The following is a 22,747-nucleotide window of genomic DNA, read 5'->3' on the forward strand; positions in this document are numbered from 1 at the left end:
CCGGTAAGGAATCGAGCACGCCATGTCCGCAGCACGACCCGTCCGCACGACCGATGTGTGCAAGCGCGCCTGGCGCGGCGCCATGGGGCTTGTCGGGGTCGTCGCGAGGATGCTGCGCGGGTTGCTCGCCGCCATGGTCCTGTTCGCGCTTCTGGGGGGTATGCCGTGGGCGCTCACGCAGTTCATCGGCTGGCCCCTGCCCGACCATCTGCCGTCATGGGCAGAGATCGAGGGCGTGCTCCTTGGTCCGATGACCACCACGTTCCTGTTGAACTTCCTCGCCTGCGCAGGTTGGCTGGTGTGGGCGCTGTTCGCCCTCGACGTGGCCGGCTGCGCGATCGAGATCGTCCGCGACGCGCGACTGCCGAACCCTGCGACGGCCAGACCGGTGCGCCGGGTCGCGGCCGTCCTCGTCGGCGCCACGCTGATCTCGATCCTGGGACACCGCGCCACTCTGACACCTCCGAGCCCGTTGCCCGCCGGACTTGGCACCGCCTCCGAAATAGTCGCGACCGCCCCGGCCTGGCACTACCCGCCTGACCAGGACACCAGCCACGTCCGCCCCGCCACCTACGTCACACCGCACCACACCGCCCCCGCCACCAACGACCAGCCCGCTTCCGCGAAGTCGGCCGTGGCGCTGGCACCCGACCCGCACACCGGCGTGCACGACTCCCTGTGGCGCATCGCCCAACGCACGCTCGGCGACGGCAACCGCTGGCCCGAAATCTGGGAGCTCAATCAAGGCAAACCCCAGCCGGACGGCGGCACATTCACCCGACCCAGCTTGATCTTCCCCGGCGAGGAGTTTGCACTGCCAGTAGGCGCCACCGTGCCGTCGGCACCGCCCGAGCCACACGTCCCACAACCTTCTCCGACGCCCGAAAAACCCGCACCGACGACCTCGATGCCGCCACCCGGCAGCCCGGCGACACCGCCGTCCACACAGCAGACGCCGCCGAACACGGACACGGCACGCGAGCCGGTGTTCCGGTGGGGTGCGGAATTGTTCGTCGGGTTCGGACTCGCCTCGGCGGTCAGCACGGTCCTGATGATCGCCCGCCGCCGCCACAACAGCCGCTACCGACCGGGCAGCGGCGACCGCACCGACCTGCCGGTGGCGCCGGTGGTGTATCGGTTGCGGCTGGCGCACCTGCGCGCTGAACAAGACGACACCGATTTCGACGGTGACGACCAGGTCGGGCGCTCGGAGCGTGTGTCACCACCCCCGGTGCTGGTGGGCGCATCCGCGACCGGTGCCGGCGAACGCCCCGTGTTCGTTCCGGAGTTGGGTGTCCGGGACGGTCGTGAGGTCGCTCTGGACCTCGCGGCCGCTCGCGGTCTCGGGCTGGTCGGTGCCGGCGCGCCCGCGGCGGTCCGCGCGTTGTTGCTCGCCGCGCTCACCGCCTCGGCACAACATTCGGCGTATACGTCGCCAAGGGCTGGGGCCTGTGTGTTCGTCCCGGCGGATGATCTGGCCTGGGTACTCGGACGCGGGGCCGGCCGTGTTCAACTGCCCGCTGCCCTGCGCGTCGTCCCGGACCTCGACGCCGCGCTCGACGCGTTGGAGGCCGAAACTCTGGTCAGGGCCAGGGCCAGGGCCGGCCGCGAGCAGGACACGGCGTCGCGCTCATGGCCGCCGATGGTGCTGGTCGCGCGCCCGCCGGAGCACCGGCGGCAACGGCTGCAGGCGGTCCTGGACAACGGTGCGCCCTTCGGCATCACCGGGTTTCTGCTGGGCCAGTGGCAGCCCGGAGTGACCGCCTACGTCCGCGAGGACGGCACCGTGTCGGCCACCGGCCCCGGCCTGGGACAGGCACTGCGGGGAATGCGGATGTTCCGCCTCGGTGACGACGACACCGCTGAACTGCTGGCGCTGCTGCATCAGGCCGAACCGGACCCGCCCGGTGGTGGCGAGGTGCGTGTACCGCCGATGTCGAATCCCCGGATCGTACGGATGGAACCGGCTTGGAGGCACCGCACGGTGTCGAGCGAGGCCGCCTCGTCGGCGGCGGGCGGCGCTGGTGATGTCGACCTCGATCCCGACGGTGATACGGGACTGGAGATCACAGCCGCTGCGGTCGAGGCGTCGGCCACTGCTGACAACGAGCTGGAGATTCTCGGCTCGCGCCGTGCCGCGGCGCCCGGCGGTCGTCTGCGTTCAGTGGCTGTTCCGCGGCGGCAGGCCGCACTGCCGCACCAGCCCGTGGACACCGAGGTCCTCGACGAAGACGGCGGCGATCCGGTGCCGACCGATGGGCACATTACGACCGCGACCGGTCCGCCGCCGCCGGACACCATCGCGGACACCGACGCGAAGACGACCCGGGCACCGATCACGGTCACGATGCTCGGCGCGCTCCGCGTGCACTGGACCCCCGAACCCGACGCCGCGGACACCGATCGACGGAGGCGGGAAATCACCGGGGAGTTGCAGCCCAGGACGCGCGAACTGCTGGTGCTGCTGGCGCTGTACCCCGACGGCGCCAGTCGTGACGCGCTCGTGTCCGCGTTGTGGGGTGACGACCCGCCCGCCAGGCCGACCAACGCGCTGCACACCGCGCTGTCCCGTATGCGTCACGCGGTTGCCGCCGCCACCGACGGCTCGGTGACCGACATCGCTGTAGTCGGCAACGGCCGCTACCAACTCGACCCGACGAAGGTCACGGTCGACTACTGGCGGTTTGCGGACGCGGTGGCCGCCCGCCGCGCGGCGGCCACCGAGCAGGCGCGTGTGCACGCCTACCGGCAGGTGGTCGAAAGCTACGGCGGGCCGCTGGCCGACGGCATGTCGGCCGAGTGGATCGAACCCGCCCGCGAGGCGATCCGCCGCGACGCGATCGACGCGGTGGCCGCGCTGGCCCGCGCCCTGGTCGAGTCCGATCCGCAGCAGACGCTGGACCTGCTGGAGGTCGCGCGGACGTTCGACCCGCACAACGAACTGCTCTACCGCGACATCATGCGCCTGCAGGAACGACTCGGACAGCTCGACGCGATCCCGCGCACACTGAGCCTGCTGACCGCCCGGTTGGCCGAGGTCGACGAGGCACCCACCCCGCAAGCTCGTGAACTGGCTACAGGACTCGGCCGACGGCGTGACAGCACCACCGCCGACCCGCCCGGCGCCACGACCGGGTCGGCCGACAAGCATGGACACGGCCGCAGCGCGACCGGTTGACGCGGTGGAGAAGCCTGTGACGCCGACTCGCACCTCGTGTCTCGGGCTCGACTGTCAGGCACGCGGTCTTCCCGTTGTCTCGGACGCCGAAGTCGTCCGGCCATACCGACAACGTGTCGTTCCCGTTGTCGTCCCGCAGATGTCCACTAGGGTCTGCATGACGGATTTCGGCAACCCGTCCGCCTACGCGGCCGACGACTCATGGAACGAACAAGGACTCCGCGAATTTTGGAGCTTCCGGTCCGACGAGTCGACGACAACGATGAGACAACTCGGCGTAGCGGATATACGCGGAACGTATGCCTCCGACCATTTCCTCGACATACGCGTCACGATGCTATCATGCCCGGGATATGGCACCCTATTCACTTTCAACGACTACGTGCGAGCCGCCCACGAGAGGCTACTACCCCGCGCGAGACGACCGGACGGTCCGGCCCGACCGAGGAAGCCGAATTACCCCAGTCGTCCTGAACGGTGACTTTTGTCCCGTTCCCGCACGCAGCGAGAGTCACAGTGAGTGACGGCTACAGTGATCGATTGCGCGCATAGTCACGTCCGTCGCCGGTTCACACGGGGGTGCAGAACGGGGTTCATACGGGGGGTCATGTTAGACGACCACCCCTTATGTTCCTCGAATCCCCTGGTCACGGGCGCGAGATGGGATCCGCTGGTATCCCAGACTCGCTTGCCCGCAAGCCGGTAGACACATCGGGCGGGGCCGCATGGTCGGAACACCTCTGAATCTCTCCAGTCACTACCATCAGCGTCTGTACTGTATTTCCATTCCGTCCTGCCGTCAGTCGTCTACCTGTTCTCCCGTCTTCATAGTTGCCATCTCACTGACAGGGTGCTGCAGTGCATGAATCGCCGGCCCGCAATGGGTCGCCGGCCTGCGAAGATCGGAGGCCGTCGGCAGAGTCGTCACCGTGCGGAACGGCCCTGCGGTCACTGATGACAGTGCACGGTCGGAATGAATTGCCGGAAAGAGTCTTGAAAATCGGCGCATTTCGCATGGCGCGCACCGCGCAACAGAGCTACCTTTGAATTATCACAAGGGGAACCGAAAACACCGCGAATACCACACCTGGCGTGAGCCATGTCCGACGAACGGAGCCCGTCATGCAGTCCATCGAATTGCGGAACCTGGCGACCGAGGTCGGCTACGACCACGGCTGGACGCACGCAGCCTTCGTCGACGCCTACGGCGGGGACCCGCGCACCGAGCCCGACGTGCCGACGTGCTTCGCCACCGTCGCGACGTACTACACCGCCGCGTACTCCGACGGCGTGACGGCCTTCACCGACGCCGTCGAGTGATGACACCCGCATAGATGACCTCGCCGCACACAACCGGAAGGACCACCACCATGAGTGCCACGACCACCGCACCCGCCACCCCGACGTCCACCGCCGGGCCTGCTGCCGGATCGACCGCCAGGCTGCGTAACGGGGAGCTACGCGCGATGGTCGCGCGGATCCTCGCGGACCGGGCGGGCATCAGCCTGACCCCGCGCGCGATCGCCGCAGAGCTGAACGGACGGTCCTCGGGCGCGGTGGGCAACGCGCTCAAAACACTGGCCGCGCGCGGAGAGGCCGAGGTCGCGTCGACCACACCGCTGACCTACCGGGCGACCACGACCACCGCTGCCGCCGCCGCGCCCTCCATCGCGCCCGCCGTGCCCCGACCATCCGGCACGTCCCACCGGAAGAAGACATCCGCGTCCGCCTCGACCGGGGCACATCGGCCTCGCACACCCGGACGGAGGAAACCTCCCGCTACGACGAAGCCCGATCCCGCCCCGCCGTCGGGGGCGGGTGGGGCGGCGACCGGATCGGCGGCGGTGACCGGTCCGGTGATGCGCCCCAACGGCACGGCCTACCACCCGCGCCTGCTGTCCGGGATGCCGGACGTGACCGCGCTGCGGCGGTTGCGGGAGGCCGGGGTCGCCGCCCTGTTGTACGGGCCTCCCGGCACCGGCAAGACCAGCGTGGTGGAGGCGGCGTTCCCCGACTGCGTCACCGTCCAGGGCGACGGGGACACCGTGGTCGCCGACCTCGTCGGGGACTACACCAAGACCCCGGACGGGGAGTTCGTGTTCGTGCACGGTCCGCTGGTGCGCGCGATGCGCGAGGGTGTGCCGCTGTTCATCGACGACGCCACCTTGATTCCGCCGACCGTGCTCGCCGTGGTCTACCCCGCGATGGACGGCCGCCGCCAGATCGTCGTCAAGGCAAACGGCGGCGAGGTCGTCGACGCCGCACCCGGCTTCTACGTGGTCGCCGGCCACAACCCCGGTGTGCACGGCGCGGTGCTCACCGACGCCCTCTCCAGCCGGTTCTCCGTACAGGTCCAGGTCTCCAGCGACTACGACCTCGCCGACCAGTTGGGCGTGGACGGCAAGGCGGTACGGGTGGCGCGCAACCTCGCCAGCCGGCAGGCCAAGGGCGAGGTCGGCTGGACACCGCAACTGCGCGAACTGCTGGCGTTCAAGAAGATCGCCAACGTGTTGGGCACGGATGCCGCCGCCGCGAACCTCGTCGGCATCGCACCGGAAGAGGACCGGGACACCGTCGCCGCCGTCGTGCGCACCGTCTTCGGCCGCGCCGTCACCCCACTCGCCCTCGGTGCCCGCATCACCCCGACCACACCCTGACACGCCTCAACCATCCCGAGCCGCGACCGTCGACAAGGACACCCGCCATGAGCACCCACCTCACCGCCGACCCCGACGCTGTCGGTGCCGCTGTGTTCCCCGCCCTTCCCGAATGGCTGACCCTGTCCGCCGCACTCGCCGACGAGGTCCCCGTGATCGCCGACCGGGACGACCTCGTGGTCACCATCGCCCCCGGCGCGGGCGGAGGCGCTCCGGCCTGCTTCTACCCCGCCCGCGCGCTGATCGAGGTCGACGGCACCCACCTCGGCGTCGACCCCGCCACCGTCGATCCCGCCAACCTGTCCGACCGGTCCCGCTACGCCTCGACGTGGGGCGCGCTGACCCACGAGTGCGGACACGCCCGCCACACCGCCTGGGAACCACCTCCCGACGCCCCGTCCGGTGTGGTCGCCGCCGCCATGCTGCTGGAAGAGCCCCGCATGGAAGGCCGCCACATCCTGCGCCGCCCCGACGACCGGCACTGGCTGCGCGCGTGCGTGCACAGCATCGTCGCCGCCGACCTGCACCTGTTCGCCGACCCTGCCACCGCCCCACAGATGACCAAGGCCGACGCCGCCCGCAGCGCCGCCCTGCTGCTGGGACGGGCCGACGCCGGCGTGCTCACCAAGATCGAGGTCGGCCCGGTCACCCGAGTCGTGCAGGACGTACTCGGCGTCGACACCCTGCTCGAACTCCGGGCGGTGTGGACCAAGGCCCTCTGCACCGCCGACGAGGACGGCGACACCATGCTCGACCTCGGGCGGCGGTGGTGCGAGGTTCTCGGCACCGACCCCGACGCCCCGGACCCCGGCACGGCACCCGACCCGTCCGCCACCCCCGATCCGTCCGGAAGCCACACCGGCACCCCCGGTATCCCCAGTGCCCCGTCACCGCTGGCGGGCGCGATCGCTGCCGTCTTGAACGGCGTAGCGGCGAACGTGACGCGCGAGAAGGCACCCGAAGACCCGGCCGCCGTCGCCGCCGCAGAGAAAGCGCGAGAGGCCACCGCCGACCAAACCGCCCAGAAGGCGGCCCGGTCGGTGTTCGTCCTCGGTGGTCCCCGCACCGGATCGACCCTCACGGCCGGCACCCGCCTTCCCACACCCGAGGAACGCACCGCCGCGCGGGTGCTGGCGCGCGCGTTGGACACCGCCGGCATCCGGGAACGGGTCACCGTGCGCTCCACCTCCGACGTGCCACCGGGACGGTTGCGGATGCGCGGCGTGCGCGCCGCCGAAGCCCAACGCGCAGCAGGGGCGACCGTGACCGCCGAACCGTTCACCCGCATCACCCGCACCCCGGTCACCACCCCGCCGCTGCGGGTCGGCGTCGCCTGCGACGTATCCGGCTCGATGGGCTGGGCACGCGACCACGTGGCCTCGGCGGCATGGATCCTCGCCGACGCCGCCCGCCACACCAGGGTCCCCTCCCAGACCGCCAGCGTGATCTTCGGCCACCACGTCCGCCCACTCACCCACCCCGGGAAAGCCCCCGCCCAAGTCACCGAGTTCCGCTCCGACGACAACTGGGAGGACATCCCCGTCGCGATCGACGCCCTCGACGGTGCACTCGGCCTGTCCCGGCCCGGCGCGGCACGACTGCTGGTGATCGTGTCCGACGGGCACTTCCGCGACCAACCCCGCCGCGACGGGCAGAAACGCCTGCACCGGCTACGCGCCACGGGGTGCGCGGTGCTGTGGCTCACCACCGACGAAACCGACACCCCACTCGGCGGGGCGACCCTGCACCGGCTGACCGACCCCAAGGCAACCGCCCAGGCCATCGGGTGCGCCGCCACCGCCGCCCTGCGAGCCGCCACCCGTTAGACCCGCCGGTCCGGGGCGGACACCCGTCCCGGACCAGAATCCAACCACGACCCTCCACACCTGAGGTGATCACGATGACCGATAACCGCATCGCGACCGTAGGCGACCTGCTCACCGCACTCGATCGCTACGACCCCGCCACGCCCATCCGGGTTGCCACCCAGCCCCGCTACCCCATGGAGCACGTCCTCGGGCGGGTCGTGTGCACCCCGGACGACGCCGAGGGCGACGGCACCGCGCCCACCGATCCTCCGGTGGTTTGGCTCGGTGTGGGCGCGCAGGTCGGCTACCTCCCCGAAACCGCCACCGACTCCCTGGGGTGGTCTCGGTGACCACGCCCGGACTCGCCGAGCGCGCGGTCAGCGCCGCGCGTGCCCACCTCGCCGCCGACCCCGACGGGTTCCGCCGTCGCCACGAGACCCCTGACCAGTGGAGCAGGTGGGCGCGCCGCGCCCGCGTCGCCCGCACCCTCGCGTCCGCCCTGGACGTGCCCGTGGACGCCGTGCTCGTCACCGACGACCCGCACCGCGACTACTCCACCCGCACCGGACCGGTACCCGGTGACCTGATCACCGTCACCGACCCGGTAACCGGACGCGAGTGGCGGTTCGTCCCCGACCACGACACACCCGGCGCGGCATGGCTGCTGCTGGACCGCTGCCCCGACTGTGCCACCGAAATGCCCACCACCCGCGTCGCCACTCTCGCCGATCTCGGCGACCACCTCGACCCCGACTACGACACCCGGCCCGCCGCCGAGGCCCTCGACGAGGCGAACCACCAGCCTGGCTGCGTCTACACCAAGTCCGACAACCGTTGAAAGCGCGACTCCGTCACGGGTCCCACCACCGAGCGGTTCCTCCCGCCAACACTCACTGACGACTCCGCGGGCTCACCCGGGCCTCGTCTTTGGCCCCACGGCGTCGGATACGGATCCGTCTGTCCGAGGGGGTTCACGGTCGGCGTTCGTCGGCGCACTCCTTCGGTCCCATTCCTGACGGCGGCTGCGGCTTGTCGATACACGCCGACGCTTCGTGGGCGCGCCGCTGTCATCCATGCGTGTGCGGTTCCGGTGCAATTGACCCTTGGTGGGCAACAGCTCGCACCGAATCGCTGACCGTCCACACAAGACGGTCATCTTGTATGCCGTACCCGCTTGACTTCACGGCGCACAGGAAGCGTTCATATTGGTGCGGCCCGAAACACACCGGCAGCGCACCGGGGGCCGCGCCCGCTCCGGCCGGGGCATGACCACCACACCAATTACAGACACGAACCGAGGTAGTCATGTCCACCAAGACCCACACCCGCAAAGCCCACACCACCGGCTCCACCCCCACCCTGCGGTCAGTTCCCGACCCAGTGAGCGTCGCGAGGGTTCGCACGGACGCGGAGGACAAGCTGTGGGCGGCGTTGCACGCCTATCCGAACCGCACCGCCGCCGACCTGGCCGACACCGCGAAAATCGGGAAGTCGACCGCGCAGAAGTTCCTCGTCAAGTGGGCGGACGACGGCAGTGTCACGCGCACCACCGGCATCGCCAAGGGTGGTCGGCGCGCCGCCGACTTGTGGGCGATCACCGAAGCCGACACCGCCCGGGCGGACACCGACGACGCACCGGCCGGCAACCCCGACGTGGCGGACACCGCGCAGGCCGGCCCTATCGCACCGGTCGGCCCGAACGCGACCGACACCGAGGACGCCCAACCCGCCGACGGCGACCCGACCGAGCCGACGAGCACCGAACCGACCGACGCCACAGCCCACACGTCGGACACGACCGGCACCGGGACGACCGGCCTGCCTGAGGCGGGGCCCGTCATCGCAGAGCCGACTCAGCCCGTAGGCGACGGCGTGGTGGTGTCCGACGCCGACACGGAACCCAATGGCGGCGGCGAGAAGGCACGGTTGGCACCCGGTGCGTTGCGCGGGATGGTCGAGGACTACCTGCGCGACCACCCTGGCGAGGAGTTCGGTCCCACCTCGATCGCCAAGGCCCTGGAAGGGAAGTCGTCGGGAGCGGTGAGCAACGCGCTCGACAAGCTCGTCGAAGAAGGAACCGTCGTGAAGACCAAGGAGTCACCGAGGCGCTTCGCGCTCGCTCCGGCAGAGCGGGCAACTGCCCAAGTGTCCTCAAACTAGCCGTAATCTTAAGGCCGATGTGGTTGTGTCCCATGGCGAACCCGTTGGGACACAACCACTTCCCCACTGCTCGAATGGGCACCGGAACGCTCGTCGGCATGGGATCGAGCGCTGGTCAGCATTGGCTGACGCTGGGCTCCACTGCGGCCGTCCGAAGCGCGGCCTCTACGGTCATAATCGTCGTAGTTGACCACTCAGCGCTGTCGGCGACTGAACCGCCTACCATGCCCCATGAGTTCGCTGGCAGCAGGCGGAGCGGTCTTCGTCATCGAGGGGTGGCCGTGGGCGTCGAGCAGATGAGCCCGTATGAGCGTGCGGCGTGGCAGGACATCGAGCGCTGGCGCGACGAGCGGCTGGCAGCCGACGAGCGTCACCTGTTGCCGCAGCGCGTTCGTGATCGCCTGGTCAAGGGCCGCGAGATCGCCAAAGGGCGGTTAGGTCAAGTGCCTGGCTCGGAACAGATGGCCGCGATCGTCCACAACTCGGTCGACGGTTTGCTGGACTTGGTGAACAAGGCCAGCGAAGCGACGCTGCGACGCAAGGCGGTCGTCGCAGCCTATGCCAGGCGCGGGCACGCTGTCAGCGAGCTGAGTGACATTCACAAACTCGACCTGAGCGACATCGACAAGGCCAAGCCTCGTCTGGAGCTGGGCTACACGACCTTCGGCACGATCGAGGGCGCGGGTGCCGGTCTGGCGGTCTCCGGCGGCACGTTGCTCGCGACAGCCGGTGGCATTTTCGGCGCCGGTGCCGGTGCGGCACCCGGTGCGGGCACGGTCGCCGCGACGATGGCGGCCGACGCCGTGTTCGTACTGGGTGCGATGACGAGGGCGATCGCCCACACCGCCGCCTACTACGGCTACGACACCGAATTGCCGCAGGAGAGGGTCTTCGCTCTCGGCGTCCTCAACTTCGGGATGGCCCAGCAGACCGGCAAGGGCATCGCCTACGTCCAGTTGAACAAGATCGTGAACGATCTCGCCCGCAGGGCGACGTGGGCGCAGCTGAACAAGAACGGCGTCACGAGGATCGTCAGAACGTTCTACGAGCGATTCGCAACGCGGCTGACGAAGCAGAAGCTCGGACAGGCCGTGCCGGTCGTCGGCATCGTGATCGGCGCCGAACTCAACGCGCGGCTGCTGTCCAACTTGACCAGAGACGCCGAGCATCTTTACCGCGAGCGGTTCTTGCGCGAGAAGCACAGTCTGGAGACGGTGGATGTCACGGTGACCACGAAAGGTGGTGGCCCTGACCTGGTCAACGACACGGCTCACATCACAGAGATCGTCGAGAAAGAGATCGCTGACGAGCGGCCACACGAGGGGCCAACTGGCGGCTGACCTGGATGCAGGCCCCCTGGAGGAGGCGTTCTGGTCGAGCACGCGGCGCGCGTATCGCTCGTGTAGGTGTTGTGGCAGTCAGCGGCAAGGCCGAACCTTCGCACATCGGCATGAGCGCGCGTTCGCGAGGACTCGATCAGCGGCATGTCAGGACGTTCACGCCTGCGCTGTGGGTGGTGCGGTGCTGGCGGTGGTGGCGCAGGCGAGCGGGCTGACGAGATGCCACGTCTGCACCACGGCCCTGGCACGGTTCATGTCCGGGACCCGTGCCGTCAACTCCGCGTCCAGCGAGCTCTGGAAAACCAGCAGCTCGCCGTCGCTCCACCACTCCACGAGGGAGCCGCTCTCCCGTTCCAGCCTGCGCAACGACGGATGGCGACGGCGAAGCTCCGCCATGTGGCTCGTCACACGCTCAGGTCGCTCGGTGGACAACAGCTCCTGACGGTTGGCGAAGTTCAGCAGGGCGTCGCACTCAATGAAGTGGTCCAGGGACGGGAACGCGGGCAGGTCCACGTCGAACAGGCCGAACAGCAGTGTGCCGTCCGGCAGCAGGCTGCCACTGGACACCCCGTCAGGGCGCTCGTCCATGATCGCGTACCAGAACTCGATGCGACCGGTGCCGGTGTCGACCTCGAGCACGGGCTCGAACACGATCTTCCCGCGCAAGGGACTGCGATAGGTCAGCCCCGAGTACCGCTGCTGCACCCACCGCAAGGCCGACAACGCTTGTTCGTCGCAGTAGCCCAGCACGGCACGCATCTCGGCCCGGCATCGATCGTCGTCCGGACCGGTGTCCACAGCGACCCGATCAGCGTGTTCGGCGAGGAAGGCCTGGGCGCGAGCACTCAACGGCGCCGGCGAGTCGAGAACATGCCCCACCGAGCCTCACACCTTCCGGCCCACGGCCGCATCCACCCTGCCGAACTCTCACCGCACCCGCCGTCACGCCTCCATAACCAGCGCCATCGTAAGTCGCCCTCGAGCTACTTGCGGACGGAGGCAGGACCGCCATCTGTGTGTGAGGCACGCACTCGCTCGGTGGCACGAGCGGACAGCGCACCGCTCAGAGGCCGAGCGGGTGGGCGGAGAGCCAGTCGGTGTGACGGCGTTTCAGGGCGTCGCGTTCACCGGTCGTGGGCAGCAGTACGTCGGCGCCTCCGTCGTACGGATGGTGCACGCGGTCGAAGGATAGGCTGGTGATCATGGCGTTGCCGGTGGCGTCGTCGGCCACTGCGCGGAGCAGGTCGTCCACGAGACCGGGACTCCAGGGCCTGCGGCTGACGTGCAGGTGGGTGTAGGTGATGAAGTCCGGGTCTGTTTCATCCTCGTCGGTGCGCACGGACGTCCAGTGACGGGCGTCGGGGTTCCAGAGCGCGTGTTGCGTGGACAGGGCCGGGGCATCGGGTGCGTTCGACCAGTCGGCGGTGACGATCCGGACCTCCTGTCCGTGGAATAGCTCGTCCAGGACCGTGTTGTAGCGGTGGAGCGCGGTGTCGTACTCGGCGTCGGTGTCGGGATAGCGCTTGGACCCGGGCAGGCTGTGGAAACGCACCCACCGGTCGCTGAAGGCGTGTTTCAGGTCATGGGCCAACGGAGGGCACTCGGGCCACTGCCGCCGCCACAGCGCTGACAGGTCGTCATCCGACACGCGATCATCTTCTCCCTCCGGCAGTCGACCGAGTCTCTCCGCCTCCCACCGGGTCGACCAAGCCCGCTGACCCTACGCGCGGAGCCATCCGCACGCAGCTTGTTTTGTCCGCTCATCGGCATGAGAGTGCGTTGGTTCCCTGCCGTCCGGGTGGCAAGGATTCCGGTGCGAGTGTCGGCACTGGGCGTTCCTGTGCCAGCGCCAACTGCTCAGTCGGCCGCGTGGGGTCGACGTCCGCCAAACTTGAGCAAATGCCCGTCCGATGCTCAGGTTTACGCGGAAATGCTCATCTTGTTGCGGAATCTACAACAGCGGCAGAGGTCGCCGGGCGGGTCGCACCGGCGTAGTCGTCGCCGTTGTACCGGTAGTTGTCGATCTGTACGGGTTGGCCGAAGGTCGGGGCGTTGATCATCAGTCCGCCGCCGATGTAGAGGCCGACGTGGTGGATTTTGCCGGGTGTGCCGTAGAAGACGAGGTCGCCCGGCAACAGCGGCTGCCCGGTTGGGACGAGTGGGCCCGCGTCGAACTGGGTCTGAGCGGTACGGGGCAGGATGACTCCGGCGGCGGCGTAGGCGGCTTTGGTCAGCCCGGAGCAGTCGAAACCCGCGTGTCCGCCGTCGGGTCCGTTGCCGCCCCACACGTAGGGCAGTCCGCGCATGCCGCAGGCGTAGTTGATCGCGGCGAGGGTGGTGGCGTTGAGGGCTTGGATGGCGTTGCAGTCGCCGTTCCCTACGCCGGCTGCGGCGGCCTCGGCGTACTTGGCGGCCTGTTCGAGGACCATGTCGACGTACCAGTCGGCGTGGTTGTAAGCGAAGACCGCCGCCCTCAGGTCGCCTCGTCGAACGCCTTCGTCGCACAGCAGGAAGGTCGTGGCGTGGATGGCGTCGTGCGGGTTGTAGCGGGAGGGCGGGTTGGCGCCACCGGGCGGGATTTGGTGTGCGGCGACGACGCCGTCGAAGGTCGGCGCGAGGAACTGCATTGGCCCGCCGGCCCCGGCATGGTTCTCGCCCTCGTGGACGCCTGGTGCGTTGAGCCGGCCGTGGTCGGTCTCGACCTTGCCGATTGCGGCGAGCACGGTCCAGTCCAGGCCAGGGCAGTGCGGGGCGGCGGTGGTGTAGAGCAGGCAGTACTCGGGTGGGATGTCGGCGATCGGTTTCATGCAACCGATCGGGGTGTTCGACGCGCCGCCGAACACGGTCGAGACCAGGCCGGATGCTCCGGCGGTGATCAGCAGGAGGGTCGCTCCGATCGCGGCGACGGCGGCTTTCGTGGTCATCGTGTATCACCGCTGCCAGTGCTGGGCGTACGTGAGGGTGGCCGGGGGCATCGGGGGCGGCGCCGGGGCCATCAACGTCGGGGTGTCCGATCCTGTGGTCGTTTCGCGGTCGGGGTCGTTGTCGGTGGGTGGTGGGAGGTGCGGCCAGGCGTCGGGCAGTCGGTGCAGCGCCCTGCGAGGCCCCGCCGTGCCACCGGTGGCGTCGAGTGGCAGCCAGACCTCATCGGCAGGGCTGGGATGAGAGGTGTTGGGGTTGAGCAGTTCGGCCGCGGCGGTGGCGGCCGGAACTGAGTGCGGGTCGTCGAGCTCGCGCCAGGCGCGGTGCAGGAGGCGGCGGGCGGTGGCTTCGCGTCGTGAGGTGGGCAGCCACACCAGCAGTGGGGTGGTGATGCCGGTGGCGTGGGCGAGGGCTGCGTAGCCGGCCAGCTTGCCGGTGAGCTTGGCGAGGACCTCGGTGCCGAAGTCGTATTCGAGGAAGAACTCGGTCTCGGTTCCGTGGGTGGTCCAGCGTCCGTAGGCGTCGGGTTTGATCAGGTCGCCGAAGTGGCGTGCGCAGCGGGTCTCCGACCACCAGGCGGTCAGCGTGGTGTGGTGATCGGGGTCGCTGTGGCGGGCGTGGTCCACCAGGGCGGTGAACCACTCGGCGACGCCGACGGTGTGCGCGAGTCGCAGGGAATGGGCGACCCCGAACGCGCGGTCGTGCCGGTAGCCGAGTTCCTTGACGTCCAGGCCGTCCTCGCCGGCGAGCACGGCGGCGCCGGCGGGGGCGAGGACGTAGTGCATCGGCGCGGTGCCGATGGTGACGTAGGGCTGGAACCGGTCGACCACGCCCCACAGGTACAGCTCGCGCAGACGCATTCGACCTGATCGGAACGAGGGGAACGCGAGGGCGGTGATCTGGTGGGCGGTGAGCACGCGGTGTTCGTGCACCATGCGGATGATCCACCGGTCACGCGGGGTGAGCCGCCACGCGAGTGCGGCCTGGTGCTCGGCGGTGTTGGCCGCGCGCGGGGTGGGTCGGGTTGCTTTGGTGCCGCGCAGTGTGCGTTGACGGGTCGGGTTGGTGATCACTGTGGGCCTCCGGGAGGTCACCTGCCTGGAAAGAAGGGCTTTCGTCGGTTGTGCCGGTCAGTGGCGGCGTGGGTCGGCGTTGCGTGGGCGCGTGGCGGGCTGGCCCGGTCGGTCGTCGGATGCGGGCTGGACCTGCGGACCGAGGGTGGGCGGGATGGTGCTGGCGGTGGGGCTGCGCAGGGTGCGGCGAGCGATGGCACGGATCTCGCGTGCGCGGCCGGGGATCGCGGGCGGCAGTGGTTGGGTGCGCAGGGTGAACGGTTGCGCTTCCTCGCCGCCCAGGACGAGGCGGGCGGCTGCGTGGTAGACGCCGAGGTGGGCGAGGTCATGGTCGGACAGCCGCGGAGCGGTGTGGCGGGACAGTTCGCGGGCGTCTTCCGGCGAGGCGTTGAAGAAGATCTTCGAGCGGGCGTTGGTGGACATGCCCTCGCGCAGTTCGCGCGGGAGTTGGCCGAGGTGTTGGTGTGCCAGGGTCATCGCGACCCGGAATCCGCGGGCTTCGGCGAGCATGTCCTCGATCGGGTACGGGAGGTGGAGGAAGTTATGGCACTCGTCGATCACCAACGAGGCGTCTCGCCGTTGGCGTTGCGGGGTGCGGGCCCGTGCGGTGGTGGCCTGCCAGGTGCGGGCGACGACCAGCGACCCGACCAGCCGGGTGGTCTCCCCGCCCAGTGAGCCTTTGGGGATGCGGACCAGGCAGATCCCGCCGTCGAGGACTTGGCCCATGTCCACTGTGGAGCGGCCGGCCGCGATGGCGTCGCGGACGAACGGCCGGAGTAGGAACGCGCGCAGCTTGTTCATCAGCGGGCTGATGACCTGGGAGCGGGAGGAGTCGGTGAGTTCGGAGTACCAGGACCAGAATCCACGCAGGACGGGGTCGGTGATCCCGCCGGTGACCCGGTTGCGGAATGCCTCGTCGGCCAGCAGCTTCGGCAGGTCGGCGAGGGTGGCGACACCCTGCTGGGTGCGCAGGGTGAGGCAGGCGGCGCGCATGACGTCGTCGGTGCGCGGTCCCCAGAACGCCGAATACACCCGGCGGAAAACGCTGACGAGGTTGTCGACGGTGAGGTCGGTCTCGCCGCCATCGAGCGGGTTCAGGCAAGGTGGGCGGGTCTTGCTGTCGGCGTCGAAGATCACCACTCGGTCGGCGGCGGAGCGGGGCAGGCGGGACAGGACGTCGGTGACGAGGTCGCCCTTGGGGTCGATGAGCACGATCCCGCGGCCAGCTTCGGCGTCGGCCAGGATCATGTTGCCCAGCAGGGTCGACTTGCCCGAGCCGGTCGCGCCGATGACGTGCAGGTGATGCCGGGCGTCGGGCACGCGTAGCGCGACCGAGCGTTCGTGGCCGGTGTCGGTGACCCCGATCGGCTTGGCCTGCGGGCCTGGTGTGGCGATGCCGGGCGGGGGTGCGATCGCGCGGGCTCCGGCGCGCTGGACGCCGGGGATGGCCTCGTCGGTCGGCAGATGGGCTATCGCGGCCAACTCCGGGACCGACAGCAGGTCTCCGTGTCCGAGCCGTCGGGAGTCGATCACGCGGCCGGGGTGGCGCAGCCGGTGGCGGGTGTAGTGGTTGTGCTCGGTATAGGAGGCGAACGACGCGGCCAGCGCGTGGGCACGGCCGCGGGCGACGTCACGGCTCTGACGGATGTCGTCTTCGTCGGTGTCGAAGCGCAGCAGGGCTGCGACGGCGTAGCGCACGACGGTCTCGAACTGGCTGCCGCGCTGTTTGCCGACGATGGCGCGGTTCTGCGCCGCGTACTCCAGCGAGGTCTGCGGGTCGTGGTGCGACGCCCCGGTCGTCGTCCGGGCCGCAGCGGAGCGGCCCGAGCTGGTCGCGCCGGGGGTGACCGCGTCCAGCAGACGACCGGCCAGGCGCGCCGAACCGCCGGTGTGGACGCGGCGGGCGGCGCGGCGGGCGCGCTGGACCCGGCGGCCGGTGACCGGCCGGGCCAGGACCTGTACACAGGCGTACTCGTCACGGGCGAGCCCGATCGGCGCCCCGATCAACGCGCGGAGCGGGTCGGCGTCGAACGCCGACCGGATGGGCAGCGCCTCGGGGCGGGCCAGCCGCAATTCGCCGCCGACCACCAGCCGCCGCTGCCCCTCACCGGGTGCCGGCAACGGCGGCTGGGCGGGTCCGACGCGGGTGTGCGCTCCTGGCCAAGCGGCCTCGACCGCGCGCTCGACCAGGCCGGGTGGGATGACGCCGGGCACCCACAACCGGATCGCGACTCCGGCCTCGGAGAACACGTACTCGCAGGCGACGTGCGGCTGCCCGGTGAACGCACGCCGCCAACCCGGCCGCAGCAGGCCGACAAGGTTGGACCACAGCGCTGCCCCGCCTGCGGGATCGACCACCGGCGGAGCGAGGACGGTCACCTGACGGGCATCTGCGACCAGTAGCTCGTGGCAGCGCCGTGCCCACCACCGCCGGCCCATCACTGTCGCCGTCACGGCAACGACGAGCACCGGGGCCGCGCTCGGGCCCCAGGTCAACGCAAGGTCGCGGAGCCGGTCCAACAGCGCGAACAGGGTGCCGCCGGGGTCGCGCAGGTAGTCCTCCAGCCAGCCCGCCGCGAGCGCGGTGTACGTCCGCGCGGCATCGGAGCCGGTGTGGGACATCAGTTCCGGTGGCTGCGGGAAGGCAGCCGGTATCCAAGGCAGCATGGGTTCTGCTCCACAACAGGTGGAAGAGCGACGAGAAGGCGCGGACCAGGGTCAGGCGGCGTCAAGGCTGATGTGGTCCTCTTCGCCGGAGCCGAACTCGTCACCGTCGGCTTGCACGAGCTCGTCACCGAAGCCCAGGTCGACGAACGCGGCCTCGGCCTCGTCCGTCGTGTCGGCGGTGTCGGCGTAGGCAGCGAGCTCGGCCGGGTCACTGGTGACCAGGTAGTGCTCGGTCGGCGAAGCCACGCTCTGGAACGCCACACGCTGCGTCCCTGCCGACAGCAGGCCCTGCCCGCGATCGGCCGACAGCAGGAATTGCTTCTCCCCGGCGGACAAGTCGAAAGTCCGGGTGATCTCGTCGATCGCCTGCGACGCCTGCCGCAGCAACACCTGGGTCGCTGCGTTCGCCACGACCGCCTTGCCCAGATCGCTGCCGAGCACGTCGGCGGTGTCCTGAGTGGCGACCGTCAACCCGGCCCAGTGCTTCCGGGACGCCTTCGCCATGCGGAACAGGAACTCGGCTCCCGACTTTTCCTTCATCAGCAGCCACGCCTCGTCCACCACGACCAGCCGCGGGCGTCGGATCGCCGGGTTGGACACCCTCCGCCACACCGCGTCGAGGACCAGCAGCGTGCCGATCCCCTTCAACTCATCAGGCAGGTCCCGGAGGCTGAACACCACGAGGTGTCCCTCGGGGTTGACGCTGCTGGGCCCGTCGAACAGTTGCTTGAACGCGCCCTCGACGAACGGATGCAGCCTCGCCGCCAGTTCGGCGGCGGCCCGATCGCCAGCCTGGCCCGCCCGCGCAAGCTGGTCCCGCAAGGTGCGCAGCGTCGGAGACGGCCGGGTCCAGGTGCGGGCGTCGGCGGTGATCCCCACCGACTGGTAGGTCGCCGCGATCGCCCGGTCCAACGCCGCCCGCTCCGCCGCCGTCGGCTCGTCTCCGATTAGCACGGCGATGACGGTGTGCAGGAACAGCGACCGGCGAACGAGTGCGTCTTTCGGGGCGGTGCGCCGTCCGTCGGCGCGGGTGTGGATGGGCAGGTCGAACGGGTTCAGACGGACGCCCCGCGCACCGAGGTGGACGTAGGTGCCGCCGACCGCGACAGCCAGCCGGGCGTACTCGTCCTCCGGGTCCACGACGGCGATCTCGATGCCCCGGTACAGCGAGCGCAGCAGCTCCAGCTTCACCAGGTAGGACTTGCCCGCGCCGGATCGGCCGAGGATCACCGAGTTGTGGTTGTGCATCCCGTCGCCGAACCGGTCCCAGTGCACCAGGCCCTGCGAGCCGACGTTGTAGCCGTAGAGCACGCCGGACGGTGCGGCCACGCTGGTCGGGTCGGGCGCGGGCAGGTCGGGGCTGGTGAACGGGAACGCCGCCGCGAGCGCGGAGGTGTCGAAGGTGCGGCGCATGCCGATCAGGTCCAGGCCCATCGGCAGGGTCGACACCCAGCCCTGCAGCGATCGGTAGGTGGTGTGCTTGGCGTCGAGCAACAGCGATGCGCACAGCGACCGCAGTGCGGCCACCTCGTCGGCCAGCGCTTTCTCGGAGCCGGCGTGGATGGCCAGGTACAGCCCGACCCGGAACAGTTTGCCCTCGCCGCGGGCGACGCGGGAGGACAGGTCGTAGGCGTCCTCGGTGGCGACCTCGACCTGAGGGTCGAACAGGCGGCCGTGCTCGGCGGTGTGCCGGCGGCCGGCCTCCAGCTTCGCCAACTGCTTCTTCAACCGCGACGCGGCGGTGGCCGGGTCGATCGGCTCGATGTGCACGGAGACGTCCAGGCGGCCGGGGTAGGTCAGCAGTGCGGACAGCCAGCCGGGGTGCACCTCGCGCGGGAACCCGACCACGGCGAAACTCGACACCCATTCGCCGCTGACCTCCAGGTGCCGCGCGGCCACGGCCAGGGCGTCGGGAGTGAACGCCGCAGCCGCCACCGAGGCCGCCGAACGGTGGTTGCGTCGTGCGCGGAAGGCCATCAGGACCGACCTCTCTCATCCTCGTAATCGGCGTAGTCGTCGTCCTCGTGGTCCCAGTCGTCGACGTCCTCGCCCCACCCGGACGACGCACCGCCAGGCGTCGGGGTGGTGAGAAACGTGCTGTCGGCCGGACTGTCTTGGTCGTCCTCGACCAGGTCGGTACCGGAGGTGGTGATGACCTCGTCTGCGCCGGCCAGCCCTGCCGACGGCGGTAGCAGGCTGTCGGGATTGCACGCTGAGGCCAGCACCGCCGTGGCCTGCCCCGCGTCCAGCGGGGTGACCACGATCTCGGCCGGGGACAGCAGCTCGATCGCCTCACCGAGGCGACGCACCAGACGTGACTCCGCCGCCCGCCGAGTTCCGGCGTCGACCTGTCCCGTCTGCTTGCGGCGCTTGCCCGCCAGCGGGCCGAGTACCGCCAGCGGGCCGGGGCCGCCCAAGCCATCGGTCGGGGCGGCGATGCCGAGCGGTTCCCGCAGCACCAGCAGCACCTGACGGCGCAGCAGGTCGGACTGCCGGCCGAGGTGGACCAGGTAGTCGGCGTGCTCGACCGCGGCGGCCTCCAGCGCCGGGTGCGGCAGGCCGCCCGCATGCTCGCGCAGTTCGGCGATCTGGGTGGACAGGTCGAGCCGTTCGGTGCGCACGAGCACCTGCACCGGGGCGGTCAGCGAGTGCAGGTAGCGGCCGAAGCTCGCGACGAGTGCTTCCTGCTCGTTCGGTGTACGCAGTGCGAAGTTCACCGTCGAGGCGACCGCGACCACCGCCAGGCCGTCGCTGCCGAGGTCGACCACGCCAGTCTCGGTGACGGCCTCGGCCGGTAGCCGCAGGGCCGAGGGTGAGACCTGCTCGGGCTGCGGTGCTCGACCCTTGCCGCCTTTACGGCGACTCACGGGGTGGTCCGCGTTCGGGGTGAGCCAGGCAGGTGCCGGGCGCACGCCCTCGGGTGCGGCGACGCGGTGCCGTGGGGCGAGGCGCTGGCGGATCGCGGCGAGGAGCAGCTTGTCCATCGGCACGCCGTCGCGCCGGCCCAGGGCGAGCATCGCCGAGGCCGCGCCGACGGGGACGGCGAACGCTGCGAACACCGGGATCGGCACCAGCGTTCGGGTGGTCGTCCAGATCAAGTAGAGCACCGCGCCGGCGGCGGCGAGGATGGCGAGTTGGCGGGCGGTCAACGGGCCGAGGACGCGATCGTGCATGTCGACATCGGCGGGAATCCGGACGATCTGGCTCACGACCGCTCACCTCCTGGTCGAGGACGTACCGGTGGGACGCCTCGGTCGACCGGAGCCGCCGGTGGTGGAGTCGGTGACGCACCGGCAGCGGGACGTGGTGGCCGGAACAGCACGGGTGCCGGGGTGTGGGTCCTGGCTCGGCGGCCGTGCGCACCGGTCTCGGGTGTGGCCGGTCGGAACACCGGCGGCTCGGCCCGGCCGGTGGCCCGGATCGGGTGCGCGGGAGCGTCGGTGGTGGCCGGCCGGAACCGCAGCTCCGGCGGTGCGGTGCGGGTCCGTGATGGAGGCACGGGACGGTGGCGGGCGTCCTGTCCCGCAGCGCGGAACGCGGGGGCCGCGGTGGTGCCGACCGGGCGCGGCAGGGGATTCGCCGTGTCGGAGGCCGAAGTGGAGGCTGGGGCGGTCCGGAACTCGGGCGTGGTGGCGCTGCCCGCTGGTACCCAACTGGCCAGGTCGTGAGTGGTCGTCTGCGGGGTGGCCTGGAGGAATGGCAGGTGCTGCTGTCCGGACACCGTGCGCCGCCGCGTGAACTCCTGGTCGCGTTGCGCGTTGAGGCGACGCCCGATCGCCTCGGGGGTGAACAGGCCGCCGACGCCGCCCCACTCCCGGATCGGCGCGGGCCACATCGGGTCACGCTCGCGCGGCGTGCGGGCACCCCGGCCGGCACCGCCGGCCGTGGACGCGGCACGGGCACTCGCGCTTCGGCCGCCGAGCGCACTCATCGCCTTGCCGAACACGAACGCGTGCGCAAGCCCACCGACGAACGAGCGGCGTCCTCCGCCGCCGATCTGGACCTGCCGCATCACCCAGCCGGGGATCTTCACCAGGATCCACACCAGCGCGATCAGAACTATGAGATTCACCAGCCCGTCGGGTGTCGGTGCACCGAAGAAGTGGAACCCGCCGGGCTGCAGGAACACCTTCAACGCGCAGATCAGCGCCAGGCTCTGGCCGACCTGGATGCCCAGCACCCCGGCCCCGGCACGCCAGAACCACTGCGCCAAGCCCTCGGTCTGGGGCAGGCCGTGGCACATCAGCGGCAGTGGCGCCCCGGCCAGCAGGATGACGGTGAGCGCGACGCGGACGACGTAGCCGACCAGCAGTCCGACCAGCAGCACGGTGAGCACCACCGCCAACGCGCCGGCGAACAGCCCACCCGTCACCAGCGAGTTGGCCACCAGGCTGACGAACAGTTCGGTGACCGCCTGCCCGGAGGTCTGCGGGTCCAGCCCGTCGCCGAGCACCGCCAGGGTCGCGGCGTTGGCTAGCCGGATGGCGTGGTCCCCGACGACCAGGCTGAGGTTGGCGGCCAGGAACCCGACCACGACGCGCGGTGCGATCTCACGGACCGAGTAGCGGACCTGCACGGTCTCATGCCCCATCAGCAGGACCCCGGCCAGCATCACCAGCAGCGAGTAGACCGCCACCACGAACAGCCTCGACTGCTCCCAGATCTCCCCGACCCTGGGCAGGTCCGCCAAGGTCGGCGTGGACAGCAGGGTGCCGCCGACCCAACCCAACAGCGTGTTGAGCGACTCGCCGACCAGCAGGTGCAAAAACCCGGCGATGCCCTCGCCGACGCACGCACTCGGGTTGAGAATCCCGCATTGCGGCCCCTCCGGACGTACCGGTGGGGTGCCCGTCGGGGTGGTGGACGGCAGGGACGAGGTGGTCGTCGGTCGCGGCAGACATCCGGGCGGAAGCGGCTGTCCGGGTTGCGGGGTGAGACAGGG

The 22,747-nt window shown here is 70.2% G+C and carries 16 protein-coding genes; 8 read left to right on the forward strand and 8 right to left on the reverse strand.

The genetic code is table 11. The features are described 5' to 3' along the window. Positions 1-22: 22 nt before the first annotated feature. From A6A25_RS26360 to A6A25_RS26395, 8 genes are all read left to right on the forward strand, one after another. Entirely contained in the window at positions 23-3,178 is a 3,156-nt protein-coding gene (locus A6A25_RS26360) for a BTAD domain-containing putative transcriptional regulator (RefSeq protein WP_083668692.1), read from the forward strand. A gap of 1,122 nt (positions 3,179-4,300) precedes the next feature. After that, entirely contained in the window at positions 4,301-4,498 is a 198-nt protein-coding gene (locus A6A25_RS26365) for a hypothetical protein (protein ID WP_073894456.1), read from the forward strand. Between the two features lie 50 nt (positions 4,499-4,548). Then, the gene (locus A6A25_RS26370; protein ID WP_073894460.1) at positions 4,549-5,835 is read left to right on the forward strand and encodes an AAA family ATPase; all 1,287 of its coding nucleotides are present in this window, start codon (positions 4,549-4,551) and stop codon (positions 5,833-5,835) included. 47 nt (positions 5,836-5,882) lie between these two features. After that, positions 5,883-7,661: a VWA domain-containing protein gene (locus A6A25_RS26375; protein WP_073894463.1), complete on the forward strand. Its 1,779-nt coding sequence runs from the start codon at positions 5,883-5,885 to the stop codon at positions 7,659-7,661. A gap of 74 nt (positions 7,662-7,735) precedes the next feature. After that, a complete protein-coding gene (locus A6A25_RS26380; protein ID WP_073894550.1) occupies positions 7,736-7,993 on the forward strand; it encodes a hypothetical protein in 258 nt (85 codons plus the stop codon). Next, positions 7,990-8,481 (forward strand): hypothetical protein, encoded by a 492-nt coding sequence (locus A6A25_RS26385; protein WP_241828926.1) that lies wholly within the window; start codon positions 7,990-7,992, stop codon positions 8,479-8,481. Before A6A25_RS26380 ends, A6A25_RS26385 begins: the two co-directional genes overlap by 4 nt. Before the next feature lie 467 nt (positions 8,482-8,948). Then, the gene (locus A6A25_RS26390) at positions 8,949-9,803 is read left to right on the forward strand and encodes a MarR family transcriptional regulator (protein WP_073894469.1); all 855 of its coding nucleotides are present in this window, start codon (positions 8,949-8,951) and stop codon (positions 9,801-9,803) included. Positions 9,804-10,084: 281 nt separating this feature from the next. Continuing rightward, positions 10,085-11,143 carry an EcsC family protein gene (locus A6A25_RS26395; RefSeq protein ID WP_158073827.1) on the forward strand — a complete coding sequence of 353 codons (1,059 nt, stop codon included), beginning with the start codon at positions 10,085-10,087 and terminating at the stop codon, positions 11,141-11,143. Positions 11,144-11,299: 156 nt separating this feature from the next. On the opposite strand, the gene A6A25_RS26400 is transcribed toward A6A25_RS26395, so the two are convergent. The 8 genes from A6A25_RS26400 to A6A25_RS26435 form a co-directional block, all read right to left on the reverse strand. Further along, positions 11,300-12,022 carry a hypothetical protein gene (locus A6A25_RS26400; RefSeq protein ID WP_143193429.1) on the reverse strand — a complete coding sequence of 241 codons (723 nt, stop codon included), beginning with the start codon at positions 12,020-12,022 and terminating at the stop codon, positions 11,300-11,302. 184 nt (positions 12,023-12,206) lie between these two features. Continuing rightward, positions 12,207-12,791: a DUF3885 domain-containing protein gene (locus tag A6A25_RS26405; RefSeq protein ID WP_198932872.1), complete on the reverse strand. Its 585-nt coding sequence runs from the start codon at positions 12,789-12,791 to the stop codon at positions 12,207-12,209. Positions 12,792-13,077: 286 nt separating this feature from the next. Next, positions 13,078-14,067, reverse strand: a complete 990-nt coding sequence (locus A6A25_RS26410; RefSeq protein ID WP_073894478.1) for a C40 family peptidase — start codon at positions 14,065-14,067, stop codon at positions 13,078-13,080. Between the two features lie 6 nt (positions 14,068-14,073). After that, positions 14,074-15,138, reverse strand: a complete 1,065-nt coding sequence (locus tag A6A25_RS26415; protein ID WP_073894481.1) for a replication-relaxation family protein — start codon at positions 15,136-15,138, stop codon at positions 14,074-14,076. A 57-nt stretch (positions 15,139-15,195) separates the two neighbouring features. Beyond that, positions 15,196-17,805, reverse strand: a complete 2,610-nt coding sequence (locus A6A25_RS26420; RefSeq protein WP_083668695.1) for a type IV secretory system conjugative DNA transfer family protein — start codon at positions 17,803-17,805, stop codon at positions 15,196-15,198. Between the two features lie 51 nt (positions 17,806-17,856). Further along, positions 17,857-19,782, reverse strand: a complete 1,926-nt coding sequence (locus A6A25_RS26425; RefSeq protein ID WP_073894487.1) for a VirB4 family type IV secretion system protein — start codon at positions 19,780-19,782, stop codon at positions 17,857-17,859. Next, entirely contained in the window at positions 19,782-21,014 is a 1,233-nt protein-coding gene (locus tag A6A25_RS26430; protein WP_073894490.1) for a PrgI family protein, read from the reverse strand. The genes A6A25_RS26425 and A6A25_RS26430 overlap by 1 nt, the downstream gene beginning before the upstream one ends. After that, entirely contained in the window at positions 21,011-22,570 is a 1,560-nt protein-coding gene (locus A6A25_RS26435) for a hypothetical protein (protein ID WP_073894493.1), read from the reverse strand. The genes A6A25_RS26430 and A6A25_RS26435 overlap by 4 nt, the downstream gene beginning before the upstream one ends. Positions 22,571-22,747: the final 177 nt, after the last annotated feature.

The sequence above is a fragment of the Saccharothrix sp. CB00851 genome (genome assembly GCF_001905065.1).
GTDB lineage: Bacteria > Actinomycetota > Actinomycetes > Mycobacteriales > Pseudonocardiaceae > Actinosynnema.

Excerpts from the sequence above, each read along its gene's own strand:
- A6A25_RS26410 (WP_073894478.1), bottom strand. The coding sequence starts at position 14,067 with ATGACCACGAAAGCCGCCGTCGCCGCGATCGGAGCGACCCTCCTGCTG.
- A6A25_RS26390 (WP_073894469.1), top strand. The coding sequence starts at position 8,949 with ATGTCCACCAAGACCCACACCCGCAAAGCCCACACCACCGGCTCCACC.
- A6A25_RS26425 (WP_073894487.1), bottom strand. The coding sequence starts at position 19,782 with ATGGCCTTCCGCGCACGACGCAACCACCGTTCGGCGGCCTCGGTGGCG.
- A6A25_RS26365 (WP_073894456.1), top strand. The coding sequence starts at position 4,301 with ATGCAGTCCATCGAATTGCGGAACCTGGCGACCGAGGTCGGCTACGAC.
- A6A25_RS26375 (WP_073894463.1), top strand. The coding sequence starts at position 5,883 with ATGAGCACCCACCTCACCGCCGACCCCGACGCTGTCGGTGCCGCTGTG.
- A6A25_RS26380 (WP_073894550.1), top strand. The coding sequence starts at position 7,736 with ATGACCGATAACCGCATCGCGACCGTAGGCGACCTGCTCACCGCACTC.
- A6A25_RS26420 (WP_083668695.1), bottom strand. The coding sequence starts at position 17,805 with ATGCTGCCTTGGATACCGGCTGCCTTCCCGCAGCCACCGGAACTGATG.
- A6A25_RS26370 (WP_073894460.1), top strand. The coding sequence starts at position 4,549 with ATGAGTGCCACGACCACCGCACCCGCCACCCCGACGTCCACCGCCGGG.
- A6A25_RS26360 (WP_083668692.1), top strand. The coding sequence starts at position 23 with ATGTCCGCAGCACGACCCGTCCGCACGACCGATGTGTGCAAGCGCGCC.